At 41.6% G+C, this 17854-nt stretch carries 16 protein-coding genes and 1 riboswitch; of the genes, 7 read left to right on the top strand and 9 right to left on the bottom strand.

Translation table 11 applies throughout. The features are described 5' to 3' along the window. From thiH to thiS, 6 genes are read right to left on the bottom strand one after another with little or no spacing between them, the layout of a single operon-like run. Window positions 1-1125, bottom strand: coding sequence for a 2-iminoacetate synthase ThiH (gene thiH / locus B3C94_RS18065; RefSeq protein WP_293906249.1), 1125 nt, complete (start codon window positions 1123-1125; stop codon window positions 1-3). A gap of 10 nt (window positions 1126-1135) precedes the next feature. After that, on the bottom strand, window positions 1136-1906 hold the full coding sequence (locus B3C94_RS18060) for a thiazole synthase (RefSeq protein ID WP_293906247.1): 771 nt from the start codon (window positions 1904-1906) through the stop codon (window positions 1136-1138). Beyond that, window positions 1903-2535, bottom strand: coding sequence for a thiamine phosphate synthase (locus B3C94_RS18055; protein WP_293906245.1), 633 nt, complete (start codon window positions 2533-2535; stop codon window positions 1903-1905). Before B3C94_RS18055 ends, B3C94_RS18060 begins: the two co-directional genes overlap by 4 nt. Further along, on the bottom strand, window positions 2481-3098 hold the full coding sequence (locus B3C94_RS18050; protein ID WP_293906243.1) for a thiamine phosphate synthase: 618 nt from the start codon (window positions 3096-3098) through the stop codon (window positions 2481-2483). Before B3C94_RS18050 ends, B3C94_RS18055 begins: the two co-directional genes overlap by 55 nt. After that, window positions 3095-4909 (bottom strand): phosphomethylpyrimidine synthase ThiC, encoded by a 1815-nt coding sequence (thiC, locus tag B3C94_RS18045; protein ID WP_293906241.1) that lies wholly within the window; start codon window positions 4907-4909, stop codon window positions 3095-3097. The genes B3C94_RS18050 and thiC overlap by 4 nt, the downstream gene beginning before the upstream one ends. A 44-nt stretch (window positions 4910-4953) precedes the next feature. After that, window positions 4954-5160: a sulfur carrier protein ThiS gene (gene thiS / locus B3C94_RS18040; RefSeq protein ID WP_293906239.1), complete on the bottom strand. Its 207-nt coding sequence runs from the start codon at window positions 5158-5160 to the stop codon at window positions 4954-4956. A gap of 58 nt (window positions 5161-5218) precedes the next feature. After that, window positions 5219-5314: riboswitch (TPP riboswitch) on the bottom strand. A 159-nt stretch (window positions 5315-5473) separates the two neighbouring features. Between thiS and B3C94_RS18035 the strand changes: the two genes are divergently transcribed. From B3C94_RS18035 to B3C94_RS18005, 7 genes are all read left to right on the top strand, one after another. Beyond that, window positions 5474-8113, top strand: a complete 2640-nt coding sequence (locus tag B3C94_RS18035) for an alpha-L-rhamnosidase (protein ID WP_293906237.1) — start codon at window positions 5474-5476, stop codon at window positions 8111-8113. A 314-nt stretch (window positions 8114-8427) separates the two neighbouring features. Next, window positions 8428-9318, top strand: coding sequence for a DMT family transporter (locus B3C94_RS18030; protein ID WP_293906235.1), 891 nt, complete (start codon window positions 8428-8430; stop codon window positions 9316-9318). Between the two features lie 72 nt (window positions 9319-9390). Next, on the top strand, window positions 9391-9993 hold the full coding sequence (locus tag B3C94_RS18025; RefSeq protein WP_293906233.1) for a GrpB family protein: 603 nt from the start codon (window positions 9391-9393) through the stop codon (window positions 9991-9993). 324 nt (window positions 9994-10317) lie between these two features. Then, window positions 10318-10956, top strand: a complete 639-nt coding sequence (locus B3C94_RS18020) for a hypothetical protein (protein ID WP_293906231.1) — start codon at window positions 10318-10320, stop codon at window positions 10954-10956. Between the two features lie 317 nt (window positions 10957-11273). Next, on the top strand, window positions 11274-11747 hold the full coding sequence (locus B3C94_RS18015) for an SRPBCC family protein (protein WP_293906229.1): 474 nt from the start codon (window positions 11274-11276) through the stop codon (window positions 11745-11747). Window positions 11748-11826: 79 nt separating this feature from the next. Further along, window positions 11827-12594 (top strand): hypothetical protein, encoded by a 768-nt coding sequence (locus B3C94_RS18010; protein ID WP_293906227.1) that lies wholly within the window; start codon window positions 11827-11829, stop codon window positions 12592-12594. Window positions 12595-12695: 101 nt separating this feature from the next. Beyond that, a complete protein-coding gene (locus B3C94_RS18005) occupies window positions 12696-12905 on the top strand; it encodes a PepSY-like domain-containing protein (RefSeq protein ID WP_293906225.1) in 210 nt (69 codons plus the stop codon). A 173-nt stretch (window positions 12906-13078) separates the two neighbouring features. On the opposite strand, the gene B3C94_RS18000 is transcribed toward B3C94_RS18005, so the two are convergent. The 3 genes from B3C94_RS18000 to B3C94_RS17990 form a co-directional block, all read right to left on the bottom strand. After that, window positions 13079-13609, bottom strand: a complete 531-nt coding sequence (locus tag B3C94_RS18000) for a dihydrofolate reductase family protein (protein ID WP_293906223.1) — start codon at window positions 13607-13609, stop codon at window positions 13079-13081. Between the two features lie 512 nt (window positions 13610-14121). Next, complete coding sequence (locus B3C94_RS17995; RefSeq protein WP_293906219.1) at window positions 14122-16446, bottom strand: GAF domain-containing protein; 2325 nt, start codon at window positions 16444-16446, stop codon at window positions 14122-14124. A 393-nt stretch (window positions 16447-16839) separates the two neighbouring features. After that, window positions 16840-17854: SMP-30/gluconolactonase/LRE family protein (locus B3C94_RS17990; RefSeq protein WP_349679145.1), on the bottom strand; the 1015-nt coding region annotated here is incomplete at its 5' end.

Genomic DNA, 17854 nt, shown 5'->3' with positions numbered 1-17854 from the left:
TTAACGTATTATACCCGCATAATTAGTCTCCCAGTCCTTCATGACAGGAGCGTAACCCATTTTCCGGATTTGATTTTTGATTGTTTCCATATCCCTTTCATCGCTCACTTCAAATTGTTCCAAAGCCTGCGGATCAACAACGTAGCCACCTGGGTTTGTTTTGGAAGCAGCACTCATTGTGGTAACTCCAATTGGAATGATATGATTTCTAAATGTTTCATTTTCTCGCGTTGAAATAGAAATTTCCAAGTTTTCATTCCACAAACGGTATGCACAGATCAGCTGCAAGAGATCTTTGTCTGCCAAATGGAAATTTGGCTCAACAGAGCCTGTTGCAGGCCGCAGACGCGGAAAGGAAATGGAGTATCGTGTCTGCCAATATTGTTTTTGCAGATAGGCGATATGAGCGGCGGTGAAAAAACTGTCTACCCGCCAGTCCTCAAGTCCAAGCAATACACCTAATCCGATTTTATGGATTCCCGCCCGGCCTATACGGTCAGGCGTATCCAAACGATAGTCAAAATTAGACTTCTTTCCTTTCGGATGGTATTGTCTATAAACGTCCCGATGGTAGGTTTCCTGGTAGACCAAAATGGCATAGATTCCGGCGGCCTGTAGTAGTCGGTACTCCGATTCTTCCAATGGCTGTACCTCGATGGATATCTGTGAAAAATGAGGTTTTAAAAGCTGAATAGCATTGAGGAAATAATTAATCTCGACAGTTTTGTTGGCTTCTCCGCTGACCAGTAAAATATGATTGATTCCCATGGCTTTGAGTGCCATTGCTTCCAATAAGAGTTCGGTGTTGCTGAGGGTTTTGCGCTTGATTTTATTGTCCATGCTAAAACCGCAATACGTACAGATGTTTTGGCACTCGTTGCTCAGGTAAAGTGGGGCATAGAGCTGTATGGTTTTACCGAAACGGCGTTGTGTGATTTGTTGTGTTTTTTGCGCCATCAGTTCAAGATATGGTGCAGCAGCAGGGGAGATAAGCACCTTAAAGTCATCGAGGGTTAGATTGTCTTTAGCCAAGACATATTGTACATCCTGATCGGTCGTGTCATAAATCTGTGTTTGGACCGTATTCCAGGAATATTGATCGAATATCAATTTAAAATCTGTCATAAGTCAATCATCAATCGAATAAAAATGAAGTTAAGGGACTCGAGCCTATGGCAAGGGATCCAACCTTTCCTAAGCCGGCCTCATACGCCTTTCTCCCTGCGATAACGGCTTCTCTAAAAGCTTCGGCCATTTGTACGGGTTGATTTGAAACGGCTATGGCTGTATTGACAAGCACTGCATCAGCCCCAATTTCCATGGCTTTGGCCGCATCAGAAGGTGCACCTATTCCAGCATCTACGACAACAGGGACATTACTTTCCTCAATAATAATTTCGAGGAAATCCAAAGTACGAAGCCCCTTATTACTGCCGATAGGAGCACCTAAAGGCATCACAACCGCGGTACCAGCATTTTCTAGTCTTTTACACAGTACCGGATCTGCATGGATATACGGCATCACGACGAAACCCAGCTTAGCGAGTGATTCTGTGGCGCGCAAGGTCTCAATGGGATCAGGCAGTAAATAACGAGGGTCGGGATGAATTTCCAATTTCACCCAGTTTGTTTCCAGTGCCTCGCGAGCAAGTTGAGCCGCGAGCACCGCTTCTTCAGCTGTTCGTGCGCCCGACGTATTGGGGAGCAAATGGAAAGCGTTGAAATCAAGCGCATTTATCAGGTTGTCGTCACCGGTGGTCTTGTCAATACGTTTCAGGGCAACAGTAACCAATTGGGAAGCCGAAGCCTTAATGGCATGGTTCATTTCGTTGAGATCGCCAAATTTTCCCGTACCCAAAAATAGTCGGGATTCAAATATGCGATCGGCTATATGTAAGTTACTCATACTAAAAGTTTGTTGATAGATGAAACAATGTGTGGAGTTTGGGTTATCATACCCGATAACGCAATACCATAAACTCCTATTTGTGTTAAGTGGTGGATATCTTCAAGGTCCTTTATGCCGCCTATTGCGAATATTGGAATAGAGGGCAAGCCTTCTTGGCGGACTTGTTGGATGATGTTTTTATATCCTGCAATCCCCAGTAGGGGACTTAATTTTTGTTTGGTTGTGGTATAGCCGAATGGCCCAAGACCGATATAGTCGCAATTTTCTAGTATTCTTTGTTTTACATCAGCAAAGCTATTGGCTGTACCGCCAATGATTTTTTCTGGACCCAATAGATCCCGTGCTGCTATGATGCGGCAGTCATCCAGTCCCAGATGGACCCCATCAGCATCGATATCTTTAGCGATTTCTGGATAATCATTGATGATACAATAAGCATCAAATTCGGAACAGGCCTGCTTGATCTGTTCGGCAAGAATATAGAGCTGTTTGTTAGAAGCCTCTTTCCATCGGATTTGTATCCATTTGGAACCAGCATCAAGTGCCTTTAAGATATTACTTTTTTGTTCTGCTAATGTTTGCCCCTGTGAAATATATTGGAGTCTTTCCATAGTTTTTGTTTGCATGCGATAAAATTTTCAATTGGATTAGCATGTTTCCATAACGCACCGTATAGCGCAATTCCATCTGCTCCCTCCTGTATGGGAAGAAGGCAGTTGCTTTGGTTTATTCCACCCAGACCGATCAGACGAACGGTCGCATTGGAACGTAATCGAAGCTGTTTTAACAAGGCCACATCATTTCCATAGCCGGGTTTTGAGATACTTGGGAATAATGGGCTCAAAAAAGCATAATCCCAACTTTCCTCAAGGCTATTGAATTGATCGATATGATGTACGGAGGTGGAACGAATAGTTGCGCCTGTTATTTTATTTGCCGGACCATTCTGTCGACTTTTTTCATTTACATGAATACGGGAGATCCCGAGATCGGCCGATAGGTGTGCATGTGAATGTAAGACCAGTTTGTCAAGGTATACCGCATTTATAGACGCGATATACCTCGATATTTGTAAGTCCGTAAAATGATACTTGCGCAAGTGCAGGATATCAAGTCCTTCTTCGAACAAGGCATTGATAATTGCATGTTCTGAAAATATCTCCTCTTCAGCTGTCAAAGCGATGATCATAAATAGATCTCTTTTCCTTGTGCAATAAATTCCTGCGATTTTTCCAGCATGCCCTGTGCGGCACTGTCCCGGATTTCCTGCGTAATTTTCATGGAGCAAAATTTTGGCCCGCACATCGAACAGAAATGAGCCACTTTGGCGGCATCGGCAGGCAGAGTTTCATCGTGGTATTCACGTGCAGTATCTGGATCTAGGGAAAGATTGAATTGATCTTCCCATCTAAATTCAAACCTTGCTTTACTCAGTGCATTGTCCCGGTATTGTGCACCGGGATGTCCCTTGGCTAAATCAGCCGCATGAGCGGCAAGTTTGTAGGTAATTACACCATCTTTAACATCTTTTTTATTTGGTAAACCTAAGTGTTCTTTTGGTGTAACATAACAGAGCATCGCGCAGCCATACCAGCCAATCATGGCAGCTCCAATAGCTGAAGTGATGTGGTCATAACCTGGGGCAATATCAGTTGTTAAGGGGCCTAAGGTATAAAATGGCGCTTCGTCACAACATGCCAGTTGTTTGTCCATGTTTTCTTTGATCAATTGCATGGGAACATGGCCAGGGCCTTCGATCATCACTTGAACATCATGTTTCCAAGCGATTTTGGTGAGTTCACCCAATGTTTCGAGTTCAGCAAATTGAGCCGCATCGTTTGCATCTGCAATAGCTCCCGGACGAAGGCCATCACCAAGAGAAAAAGCAACATCATATTGTTTCATAATTTCACAGATCTCCTCAAAATGTGTATAGAGAAAGTTTTCTTTATGGTGAAAAAGACACCATTTGGCCATAATTGAACCACCTCTAGAAACGATTCCGGTCACCCTGCTTGCCGTGAGGTGGATATAACGGAGCAACACGCCGGCATGTATCGTAAAATAAGAAACCCCTTGCTCAGCCTGTTCGATCAAGGTATCTCTGAATATGTCCCAAGTGAGATCTTCTGCTACACCTTTCACTTTCTCGAGAGCTTGATAAATCGGAACAGTACCGATTGGAACTGGAGAGTTGCGAATAATCCATTCGCGGGTTTCATGAATATTTTTGCCCGTGGAGAGGTCCATAATGGTGTCGGCACCCCAGCGACAAGCCCAGACTGCTTTCTCAACCTCCTCATCGATACTCGAACTGACCGCACTATTCCCAATATTTGCATTAATTTTCACCAAAAAATTACGTCCGATAATCATTGGTTCACTTTCCGGGTGATTGATATTATTAGGAATAATAGCTCGTCCTGCGGCAATTTCTCCGCGGACAAATTCAGCCGTTATCGCTTTTTTGTGTGTTCTTGCACCAAAATTTTGCCCGGTATGCTGATGATCCATGCCCGGAGTACTGGCTGTTAATTGCTCGATGCGTTGGTTTTCGCGGATGGCAACATATTCCATTTCCGGTGTGATGATACCTTTCTTCGCATAATGTAGCTGCGTGACATTGCAATCAGCTTTGGCTACTTTCGGTTTATGGCTGTAGGCAAATCGAAGCTCATCTAAACTTGGGTCGGAGAGCCGCCGTTGTCCGTATTCAGAAGTAATCGTCGCTAACTGCGTCACATCCTGACGGTCCAATATCCATTGCTCGCGGAGGCGGGGAAGACCTTTTCGGATATCAATAAGCATGGATTCATCCGTATATGGACCAGAGGTGTCATAGATGGTTACCGGAGGATTAATTTCCACTTGTCCATTACTTAATTTGGTGGGACTCAAAGAAATTTGGCGCATAGCGACTTGAATTGGAAATATTTTTCCGGGTACAAAAATTTTCTTTGAATTTGGGAAAGGTGATTGTGTGATTGTTTCAGCTGCCATTTTTACGGTGTTGAGGTGAATTTTTTGGTTGATTTTTGAAATAACTATCCGCCTTGAGATGCGGTAATCAAGATAATTTGATCATGGGCTTTAAGTGTCGTAGCAGGCCAGTCGTCCTTTGGAATAACTTGGTTATTGATCGCTACGGCCACGCCTTGTGTCATAGCAGATAATTCCAAAAGGACCAAGGCTTCAAGTGAAGGCGGTGCCGGGTCAAAAAATCGAATCTGATGGTTTATTGTAAGTTCCATTCCTTATTTTTTTGGTAAAACTTTAGGAATGGCTACACAAAGGCACAGTAATGCACCTTATAGACAGCTCACTTTTCCCTACGCCAGTATGATCCGGATCAGGTTCTAAGGGTAAAATCTCAGCCTGCACGAGCAGACACCCCTAAAGTTGGGACTAAGATAGGGTTATTTTTGTGAAAGTTGCAAGAAATTTATTTTATGCTTTCAAAAATAAACAGCAGGAGGCACAGGACAATATGTAGAAAATATTTGATATATTAGTATTTTGAATAAGCTAAAACAATTTAACAACCACCAAGAACACCTCCTTTTGATGCGTAGAATTTTATTGATAACGATGTTGTACATGATGGCTGGCCATGCTCATGCCCAACTTAAAAATAATTGCAGCGCTGTTCAGCTAACTTGCGAACATCTCGTTAATCCATTGGGTATCGATGCCGCAAATCCGAGGCTTAGCTGGCAACTCGAAGACCAGCGGAATGGCGCCCTGCAAAGCGCCTATCAACTGTTTGTTGGGCAGGATTCTCTGGCATTGATTAAAGAGAAGGAAGGTGTTTGGAACAGTGGCAAACAACTAAGTTCAGCCATGCTGGTTCCATACAATGGCGAAAAGCTAACACCTCGGACTAAATACTTTTGGAAGGTGAAGGTATGGGACAAAGAAGGCCTGTCAACAAGTTCAGCCATAGCGTCTTTTGAAACGGGTACGATGGGCAGGGACAATTGGAAAGGAAGATGGATCAGCGATGGTAAGGACATCCATGAGCGGAAAACCCCTTATTTTAGAAAAGTATTCACAGCAAAGAAAAAAATTAAGTCGGCCCGTGCCTATATTGCTGTCGCCGGATTGTATGAACTATCCATTAATGGTCAGCGCGTCGGCGACCATCGGCTGGATCCGATGTATACCCGATTTGACCGCCGGACACTTTATCTCGTAGAAGATGTGACCGCGCAACTTCAAAAAGGAGAGAATGCAATTGGAGTTATTCTAGGTAACGGCTGGTATAATCATCAGCCAATGGCTGTTTGGAACTTTGATAAAGCGCCGTGGCGAGACCGCCCCGCATTCTGTCTGGATCTCCATATCGTTTATGCAGATGGCTCACAAGAGACGATAGTTTCTGATGAGCGGTGGAAAACTGCCTTTGGGCCAATTGTTTACAATAATATCTATACAGGAGAACATTACGATGCAAGATTAGAAATACCCAACTGGGATAAACCAAAATTTGATGACTCGGCATGGGGAGCTGTCCATTACAGAAATGCACCATCTGCCCACTTGGTTGCCCAGCAAACTGTACCGATTCGACTGGTGAAGTCATACCTGCCAAAGTCAATAAAGAAGATTGACCCGCAAACTTATGTCTTCGATATGGGGCAGAATATGGCCGGAATCACAAAAATAAAAGTCAAAGGGCCGGCCGGAACAGTGCTTCGGATTAAACATGGCGAGCGATTGCATGCTGATGGGCGTTTGGATCAATCCAACATTGATGTCTATTATCGGGGTGATAAAGAGGCTGAACCGTTTCAGACGGATATCCTAACGCTGAGCGGACGGGATGATGAATTTATGGCAAAGTTTGGCTACAAGGGATTCCGTTATGTCGAAATTAGTAGTAATTTACCTATTGCTCTGGATAAATCGAGTGTAACGGCCTATTTTATGCATAGTGATGTGCGGCCGTTAGGAGAACTTAAAACTTCTTCTGATTTGGTAAATAGGTTATGGGATGCAACCAATAAGGCATATTTGTCCAATTTGATGGGCTACCCAACGGATTGTCCGCAACGGGAAAAGAACGGTTGGACAGGGGATGGGCATCTTGCAATTGAGACCGCATTATTCAATTTTGATGGCATCACAGTATACGAAAAATGGATGGCCGATCATCGAGATGAACAACAGGAAAATGGTGTCCTGCCTGACATTATTCCAACGGGTGGTTGGGGCTATGGTACCGCGAATGGATTGGATTGGACAAGCACGATTGCTATCATCCCTTGGCAGATTTATCAATTTTATGGTGATTCGCGTGCACTGGAAGACTGTTATACGGCTATTAAACGTTATGTCGATTATGTTGATGGAATCAGCCCCTCTGGTCTGACAACCTTTGGACGTGGCGACTGGGTGCCTGTTAAGTCGTCCTCTAATCTCGAGCTCACTTCATCCGTTTATTTTTATGTCGATGCAACCATCCTTGCGTCGGCTGCGAAGTTATTTGGACATACCGCGGATCAACAAAAATATGAATTGCTAAGCAAAAAGATTAAGACAGCTATCAACACTAAATTTTTGGATACTTCAAAAGGAATTTACAGCAACGGAACACAGACCGAATTGAGTGTACCTTTATTTTGGGGAGTCGTGCCCGACGAAATGAAAGCTAGCGTTGCAGCCAATCTGAATAAGAAAGTTGAAGAGACCAACTTTCATTTGGATGTAGGTGTATTGGGCGCAAAAGCACTTTTGAATGCACTAAAAGACAATGGCTATCCAGAGACTGCTTATAAGGTTGCGGTACAAGATACTTATCCCTCTTGGGGATGGTGGATTGTTAACGGGGCGACCACATTGTTAGAAAACTGGGATCTAAAAGCGACACGGGACATCTCGGATAATCACATGATGTTTGGTGAGATCGGCGGTTGGTTTTTTAAATCTATTGGCGGCATTCTACCAGATCCCAAACAGCCTGGCTTTAAGCATATCCTCTTAAAGCCAATCTTTCCTCAGGGACTGAAAGAATCTACGATCTCTTATGATTCACCTTTTGGGAAAATTGTTTCCGACTGGAAATTAAAAGGCGACAAAATTGTATACGATATCAAAATACCTGCAAATGCTACCGCGACATTCTATCCTCCGGATAATATAAAGAATAGCGATGTTGTTCAATTGGACGCAGGTAAATACACGTTGGAGCTGGAGCTAAAGTAATGGCGTTTTTACCTTTTTTTCTCTGCATAAATAGTTAGTTATTCTTTTGTATGGTAAGATTTTAGAGTGCTTTTGTAAGATTGCCAAGCTGTTTTAATTTTAAAGCTAGTTCATGGTAAACCAATACATATACGCATGCAATGATAAAATTAATCCTGCAAAGTGAGGATCCTTCCCGGTGAAATGCTAATCTGCAATTTTAGAGCGTAGCTGTATCATTTTCCGGTATCAGACAACTGTGCCCATTGAATTATCAAAAACTGTGACTGTACTTAATGATGGCAATCGACGAACTTTGTGTTAAAGATTTAACGATGGCAGAATTAAGTATAAGTAAGGTGCAGGAAAATTCAGCAAGCGGCTGGTTGAACGGTTTTATTGGTGTCGTATTATTTAGCGGTTCGCTACCGGCGACGCGCATGGCAGTTTTAGCATTTGATCCAGTCTTTGTCACGCTAGCAAGAGCTTCTATTGCAGGACTACTGGCTTTAGTAACTTTGGTGGTTTTTAAGGAAAAACGCCCCGAGAAAAAACAATTAGGTTCGTTATGCATTGTGGCAATAGGATGTGTAGTTGGGTTTCCTTTGCTGAGCGCTTTGGCCTTACAGTACATCACTTCAGCGCATTCAATCGTTTTTGTCGGCATTTTGCCCGTATCGACGGCTATATTTGGTATCATACGTGGAGGTGAGCGTCCGAAGCCAATTTTTTGGCTGTTCTCTGCTTTAGGGAGTCTACTTGTTATGGGATACGCTTTGGCGCAAGGACTAACAGCCTCGCCTATAGGTGATGTTTTAATGATTTTATCGGTCATTCTATGTGGACTGGGCTATGCCGAAGGTGCAAAATTGACCAGGACATTCGGGGGCTGGCAGGTGATTTCCTGGGCGCTGGTTTTATCATTACCGATTATGCTTCCAATTGCCTTTATCTATATGCCTCCTTCTTTTAATGATGTGACTATGGGTGCTTGGGGCAGTTTAGCTTATGTGTCATTGTTTAGTATGTTTATCGGTTTTGTTTTCTGGTATAAGGGACTCGCACAAGGAGGTACGGCGACAATAGGGCAGTTACAGCTACTACAGCCATTTTTCGGTTTGGCGTTAGCGGCTTGGCTTCTTCATGAACAAGTCAGTATCGGCATGCTGGCCGTGACTGTTGGAGTTATTCTTTGTGTGGTAGGTACCAAGAAATTTGCGAAATAAGCTCCGTGGAGAAGATAGGTGGCTAATGGATCCGCATGGTAAACTATAAATTTGTTAACTTTAGCATATATTATGATTTTACCTTTTGAACCTTATAATCCGATATGGAAGGCAAAGTTCAACCGTATCCAACGAGACCTTCATACATTGTTAAAACCGATAGATCCGAAGATTGACCATATTGGCAGCACAGCTGTTGAGGGTTTATCGGCCAAACCGATTATTGATATACTCATCGGTTTGGATAAGGACAGCGACCTTGATCTTGTTCCGGTTTTATTGAAAGGCAAATCCTATGTATATTATGAGAAATATAACGAAGAGATGCCATACAGACGCTTTTTTGTTGCGCTAATTGATCGCCCTGAAGTATTGGGCGTTCCAGAACATCTTGTTCGGGGAGATGAAATTCCAGAAAGATTGCATGATCATTCGTTGCGGATAGCACATATCCACAGTATTCCGCGGCGATCAGATCATTGGTTGCGTCATATTGCATTTCGGGATTATCTGCAGGCGCATTCCGAAGTAAGGGATAACTATCAACGAATTAAAGAAGAAATGGTGCTTCGGGAATGGAAAGATGGTAACGACTACAACGGTGCTAAAGATGAATTTTTGAAAGAATACGAAAGAAAAGCTATCGAATGGTATAAGAGAGTCCTGGAAAAATAAGATAATAAAGATCTACCAATAAAATCAACCAATTCGAAATGATTAAGAATTATAATAGTGAAATAGGATTTGTAATGCTTATTTCAACTATTAAGTCAGCGCTAATACAGCTTATATTTATTTTTTAATAAAAAAAATAAACAATTTTCGTTTTAAGCTTGTTCTTTATAAGCTGGTTATAGGCTCTTGTTCATATGGAATCTTGAAGCCGGCCGAGCTTATTTATGATCTCGAAATAAAGATTTAACTGCCATTAACGCCATTCTTCCAAAGTATACCAAGCATACTGACTGCTGCATTTCAAAGGACACTAATTTTAAACATATGAAAACTAAGTCATTTTTAATCGCTATTGTCTCAAGCTTCTTATTGTTTGCTTGTAGCACTTCGACTAGGATAACAGATATCTATAAAAATAGAGATGTGATGCCTAAACAGTACCAAACGATATTCATTATTGCGATGACAAGTCATGCTAAGGCAAAAGATGTCATTGAATCCAATTTAGCCCAAGCAGCTTCCATGCACGGCTATAAAGCAATTAAAAGTACAGATGTATTTAAAAAGACATTTACTAGAGACGAAAGCCAAAACAAGGATTTGGTGATGAAAACCGTACGTGATCTGAGTGCTGATGCAATTTTCACAGTTACATTGATCGACAAAACCAGTGAGACCCGATATGTACCGGGTAGCGGTCCGTATATGCCATATCCTACCTTTGGATGGTATGGTAATTTTTGGAGTTACTATTCCCATTGGTATCCCATTGCGTACAATCCCGGCTATTACACGACTGATAAAATGTATTATCTCGAAAGCAATTTATACGATGTAAGTTCTGAACAGTTGCTTTGGAGTGTTCAGTCTGAGACAATTAATCCTTCTAGTCTGGAAGATTTTTCTAAAAGCTATACCAAAGCACTTGTCAAGGCGCTGGAAAAGGATATGTCTGCGCATTAGAATAGATCAGAGCTGTTTTTTAGAAAGCTTATAGTTTACTCGAAACTATAAGCTTTCTATTTTATTTATCCGCAGCTACGATCTGATAATTGTCCTTCTACAGATCAGTTCAGTGACTTATCAGTTTGAAGGTAAGCGGTAATTGATGAGAGATTAAGCCTAATCAGGTTGAGGTTAACAATTGTATTGGTTTAAAAGTAATCTTTTTTGTCTATTTTATTCATCTTATACAGATTAAAAATATACTTTTAGTATATTAGTGAACTAAATTAGCGGTATATTTGTTATTAAAATGAAGCAGGATAGTTAATCATAAGATGAGATACAAATTATACAGGGAACAGCAGTTGACATGTGATCTACATACCGCATGGGATTTTTTTTCTTCTCCCATGAATCTCGCTGAAATAACACCGAAAAACATGGGCTTTGTCGTTGTTTCTGATTCCCAAGGACTGGAAATCGCTGAAGGAATGACCATTGAATATTTGGTATCTCCTATCCTTAAGATCCCGCTGAAATGGAAAACAAGAATAACTCAAGTGGAAACATACGTGAGTTTTACGGATTTTCAAGAAAAGGGGCCTTATAAGTATTGGAATCATTTTCATGAATTTATTCCAAATGAAAATGGGGTCTTGATGAAGGATACAGTTGACTATGAACTGCCTTTGGGAATTCTTGGAACTATTGCTCATGGCATTTTTGTTAAAACGAAGCTTGCGAGTATCTTCGATTATCGTTATCAGGTATTAGAAGATTTATTTAACAAAAGTAAAAGCACATCATAGCTATTTTATGACAGATGTATTTATGCTGAGACACTTCGTAGAATTGATGTTTAAGAAAATATAATTAGATGTAAGGACGATGAAAAAGGTATATCAAATAGTTAATGGAATTGCATTAGTGATAACAGTCATTATTAATTACCTATCCAATACGGGAATTTTTAATGGGGAGACCATGGCAACGATATCTGCCAAATATCAGAATCTGTTTACACCTGCTGGTTATGCATTTTCAATCTGGGGTATTATTTATTTAGGTTTGATGGGCTTTGTTGTATATTATGGCCCCTTTGCTAAGCAAACAGTTGAAAAAGATAAAGTCATACTAAATATTGGATGGTGGTTTTTAATATCTTCTCTAACAAATAGCTTATGGGTAATTACCTGGTTATACGATTATACCTTTTGGACAATTTTATTGATGATCCTACTTTTTGTTTCACTGTTAAAAATCGTTCAGCTTACTCTTGATGTAAACAATTCTACCGTGCGCACTGCTGTTTTTTTTAAACTGCCTTTTAGCATGTATGCGGGCTGGATTTCTGTTGCGTTGATTGCTGACGTAGCGGCATATTTAACAAAGATCGGTTGGAATGGTTTTGGAATTTCCGATACAGTTTGGACCCTTACCATGTTTGTCGTTGCACTCCTAATCCACCTATTCATGATTTGGAGACGTCGTATGCCTGTGTTTGCACTAGTGGCAGTCTGGGCTTTAATTGCTATTGCTGTTGCCAATAAAGCAGTTAATAGTACTGTTTATACAGGGGCTCTGATTGCGGCAGTTATTGTTTTGCTCAATGTGATTGTATATTATATCCAATCCCGGAAGAGCTTACGGAATTGAAATGTTTAGTAAGAGATAAAGAATCATATTGAATCTTCCCAATTCTTTCCCAATTTGATGAATAAGTTTAGGTTATTATAACATTTTAAAACTTAAATCATATGGTTAATTGGAATTTAATAGCTGGGTTGGATGGGAAATTTACTTCACAGGATATCAGACGTAATATTTTGACTTATATCATGCAAAATTATCCTGCAACTCAGATTGACTTTATTGAAAAAGATCAGCATTCTTACAGGATAGATATTAGGGGTGGAGATTCTCTTATTTTTGATTTTAAGGGACAGTTTGTGAGAGCAGTTAATTAGGACGGGAATCTAATGATGCTGTTGGCGAATTTCTCCTACAAGTAGTGGATGGACTAAATTTGATCATTTAATTGCATGTTCTTTAATAGGTTGATTAGCTATGTCAGAAAGAAAAGACATAGCTAATTTCTTTTTTCTACATTTTCTCAGCGACATGTAGCAGGCATTACTGATCATTTTTTAACGTAGTGTAATTTCACCAGCCCGGTTTCAAATGTCTTCGTCATTATTAGTTTAAGTAGCTGCTCGGGTCTTCCTTCCTGAAACAATCTTGTTCCATCGCCCAGTAGGGTTGGTATGACAGAAATTATCAACTCGTCTATTACATCATGCTTCAGCAATTCATTGATGATCTCGGCTCCGCCGTCACAATAAATATTTTTCCCGTTTCCCGATTTTAATTCCGCAATTAAATTGACCAGATCTCCAGAATAGAAAATCGTTCTGCCTACATTGGGCCTTGCTGTCCTGGTGATCACATATACATCCCGTTGTCCGATGTCATAGTGCGATGCGCCAATATTTTTTAGCACGTATTCATAAGTCTTTCTACCAACAATTAGGGTGTCAATTGTGTCTATAAAATCCGAATAGCCATAATCTTCTCCTTCTTTTTCAACCATGTTTAGAAAACTGAGGTCGTCATTGGGTTTTGCAATGTAACCATCTACGCTCATGGCAATAAAAACTGATAATTTTCGCATTTTTTTAAATCTTTGAATTTTTTATAAAGTTAGCTTTAGATAAGCAAAAGGATTTGGAAAAATACGACAATATTAAATTTGTGAAGGAGCCACTCCGGTATTTTTCTTCATATCATTGCTGAGGTGTGCCTGATAATTTTTGAAATGGAAGACTTGGTGTTACTTTATAGTTAACATGAACTGTTCCTGTTTATGGCTATTTTTGGCTTCCATTTGCACGCTTCAAGCACGCTTGTAGCACCTTTAAAGTACTTTTCACTATGTGTGTCAACAGTGCTATATCCGTGCTATATCTGTGCTTTATCTGTGCTATATCCCTACTGGAACCTCGAAGGTGCTATCAGAATCTCTGGAAGGGGGACTAAAAATACTATGGTTATTAATTTTAAGTTAAAAAAAACTTTATGTATAAAAGCGTCATTGAGCACCAATTTGACGGCATCAAAACCTCGAAACGGAGGGAAATGTAAACTTCAGCAAGCAGAAGGTTTTGGAAGAGCATCTCGAATACATCACTGATTGCCGGAGAAGCCTACACGGAACGCTTTCAGGCCGATCAGACCTTGCAGATCTTCCACCTCAAACTGCTCAATTTCCTTGTCTAGTAATCCTTTGTGCTGTAGCAGGTTAATGTAACCTAGATATTCAGTCTCTTCATGTGCATTGGAATAGACAATGACCAATTTGCCTTTTTGTGTGATGCGTTCTGTCGATCCCTTGATCTTGGCTTTATCAATGCGCTTCTTGGCAATCTCATAGCGTACATTGTAGGAGCCATCGATATCGAACTGTTTCTCGTCCATCCGAAACCGTATGGAAATAGGCGTTGCAAAGACCAATACGAGAGAAGTCACCTCGAGCTGATGCGGTAGGGAGGGTTGGAGCTGTCTAAACTCAAGTTCCATCGCACACATCACCTGCAGTTGCCACAGCCGCAAATTACGTAGGTAGTAGAGCTCAAAATTCCGTCCGGGTGCGATGGAGGCCCCGATATACATATTGTGCTCGATACCATCTGTCTTGTAGCGTTCGTAGTAATGCGGGAAGTATTCTTGGGCTTCCACCTGCTTTTCGTCAAGGATAGCCACAAGCTTTTTGTTGATCATTGTGATGGAGCTGTCATAATCCTGCCTAGCTTCATAAAAACCGCCGATGGCTGGGTTAATCCGCTCAAAATAGCGGTCTATTGCCTCGGTGGCGAGGCTATTTTTGTTGTTCTTTCTGAAATTCTCCAGAATAGGGTGAATATCCTGGTTAAAATAATCGAGCATAAGCTGTTCCGTATCGGTCAGCAGCGCATGCTGCAGCGACGTCAGGTTTCTTTCCAGATCGAATACCTTTTGCTCAAATAAGGGTAATTTATGCGTTTGATTGATCGCATTGAACAGGGTGACCAGTTCCTCGCTCTGATTGATCAGATCCTGTCGGATGGCCTGGTTGCGGGACTCTGAGGAGCCCTGTACGTCGATTTGCCCATAGAGCGGATACACATGGTCAAAAACGATTTCCTGTAGGGCATAGTCTTTTCCAAAGGCGCGGTCGTTGAGGAAATGGATGGCTTCTTCCTGAAAACGCCATTTGACACTCGGGTGGATAGATGTATATTCCTTTTGGATCACCGCTTCGATCTGGTTTTCCGTTTCCGAAAATGCCTTCGACACTTTATCCTTGATAAAGGGCAAGATGAAGTTGAGCTTATTGGCATTGACCGAATTGAGTTCCCGCACCCTAGATGAAGACATTTCCAGTAAACCCAATACCTTGCCACCCTCAATTAGGGGAACAAAAATAAAGCTCTTCACCTGTTGCTGCTTGAGCTTGTTGATAAAATAGGCCTGTTTCTGATCAGCAACGGGTAGCTTATCAATATCCGGTACAACAAAGTATTCGTCTTTGGTAAGCAGACTCTCCAAGGTTTCGCTGCAGAGCATGTTTTCACACTCCTCGATCGTCGAATCGTAAAGCAGATGACTATATAGTTGTTTCTCGACAATCCGTAAGTTGTACTCGTTCCTGACCTTTTCGAAAGAAGTCAGTCCGATACGTAGATCATTTATTTTATAAATTGACCTGAAAATGCTTTCTACTTCTGCCAGCTGGACCGCGCTTTTTTCGCGCAGCAGATTGCTCTTGAAGCTGGATACGGCATTTTCAATGGTGGCATCAAAAAGCGTCATAATGGAAAAGCCTTTTAGAATCCAGCTCTGTTCAGGGAATTTGGCCTTCCACAGGCCAATATCCGAGAAGTTGTCCACAAGTTCGGTAATATCTTCTTCAGAAAGATGGATGGCCCGTTCTGTGGGAAGGACATCAATAAAATCGGCATTGAATAGGACGCGGTAATGATGGATGATATTATTTTTATCTGGAATATCCAAAAATAGAGGCGCATCCATGGCGTCGACCTTAAAGCCATAATACTGACTGATGATGACGCAGCAATTGAGGATATAATAGGTGTCGGGCGAGATGTCGCGAAGACTAAAGTCATAGTGATCGCCGGCATCCAGTAATATTTTTTCCAGTCTTGCGGTGTGATTGAACGTATAGAGATGGAAGGGAATGGTAATGGCCTTGATCTCATTATGCGTTAGCGAACTTGGAAATAGGTCTGCCAGCAGTACCTTGATTATAGGCTCATAGCGTCGCAGGTCTTCTGCTTTTTCGACGCCCTCGATAAGTTCGGGGTATTTGTTGATTTCTTCTAGCAGCGATCGGGCATAAGTGGCCTGAAAGTCGACCGGCGATAAGGCCGCTGCTTCAAAGGATGGTATAATCTTGTGAAAAGCGATCAGGGTTTTAAACGGACTGGAATCAAAGGCGAAATTAAACTGCATAATGGTTGTTCCCGACTAAATTAGATTATTGCTGGAAGATGTACAAAAATATAAAATAATCGGCGAAAAGAAAATCCAAAGCCGACGAGTGTGAAATCGTGCTTTGGATTTTGGGAAGGACTGTTTTATTGGATTGCTTTATGTTGTATATCCTGGATTCTTGATTTTCTGGATATACCTGCTTGCAGACATAACCTCTGTTCGTCCTGTTATTCGTAAACCAGGTACACGTACATTGCAGATCACGCCCTTAACCGATGACAATATGGCTCAGGTCAGCACTGCTTTTCACTTCGGCCTTAATACCATTTTTGTCATTCTGAAAGAGCAGCACAGCACCTTCATCAAACAACTTAACTGCATGTTGCAACCTTGGATTAAGCTTTGTGAGTATTAATCGATTCCCTTTGTTAGCATTGGAAGTCGATAAATTGCCGTTGAGGCTGTAATAAATAGATCTGTACGATTTTTGCCACCAAAGCAGACATTGGATGTCCATGGTTCATTTACTTCAATATGTCCGATCAGCAAGCCTGTTGGACTATAAATGAAAACCCCTTTGCCTGTCAGGTAAATATTTCCCAGATGGTCCAATGTCATTCCGTCCGATCCCTGATTGATAAGAGCTGTCTGTCCGCTGAGCTTACCGTCAGATTCAATGTTGTACCTGTAAGTTTTATTTCGTTCGATATCCGCGACATACAGGTGTTTTCCATCGGCCGAACCCACAATGCCGTTCGGTTTGGTCACATCTTCAGCTACTACGATCGGTTTTTTCCCTTTTCCCGGTGGGAGGTAGTACACTTTCTGCCCCGCTATCTCTGGCTCTTTCCTAATCCAATAATCACGCAGATAAAAAGGGTCGGTAAAGTAGATGCCGCCTTTCTTGTCTGCCCAAAGATCATTCGGACCATTCAGTTTCTTTCCATCGACAGCTGTCAGCAGGACGGTAACCTGACCATCTTTTCCGATTGACCAAATTTCGTTTCTTTCGTCGGCACAAGCTAGGAGCTGCCCCTGATGGTTAAAGTACAATCCATTTGCGCGGCCAGCAGCATCTTTAAAAAGCGAAAGTTGCCCTTTAGTGTTATATTTCCAGATTTTGTTATTCGGTTGGTCGGTAAAATAGATGTCTCCGGACTTATCGACTGCCGGTCCTTCGGTGAAGGCAAACTGCCGGGCTATTAATTTCAGGCTGTCCTGATGAAACAATTGCGCGCTTAAGTGTAAGCCCTTTAAGGAGAAGAGTACGGAAAGCAGTAGTGTAGGCCAGTACCGGCGAGAATGAATTGAATGGAACATATCAACTAATTTATCAATTTTCCGACAATAACTAATCTTCTTGGGCTGATTAAGTTTGGATACAGCAGTTGAGGAGAGGGGCAATAACAAGAAAAGCCCATCGACT

It is taken from the genome of Sphingobacterium sp. UBA5670 (genome assembly GCF_002420705.1).
Taxonomy (GTDB): domain Bacteria; phylum Bacteroidota; class Bacteroidia; order Sphingobacteriales; family Sphingobacteriaceae; genus Sphingobacterium.
This window is presented reverse-complemented; position numbering and strand designations above follow the sequence as displayed.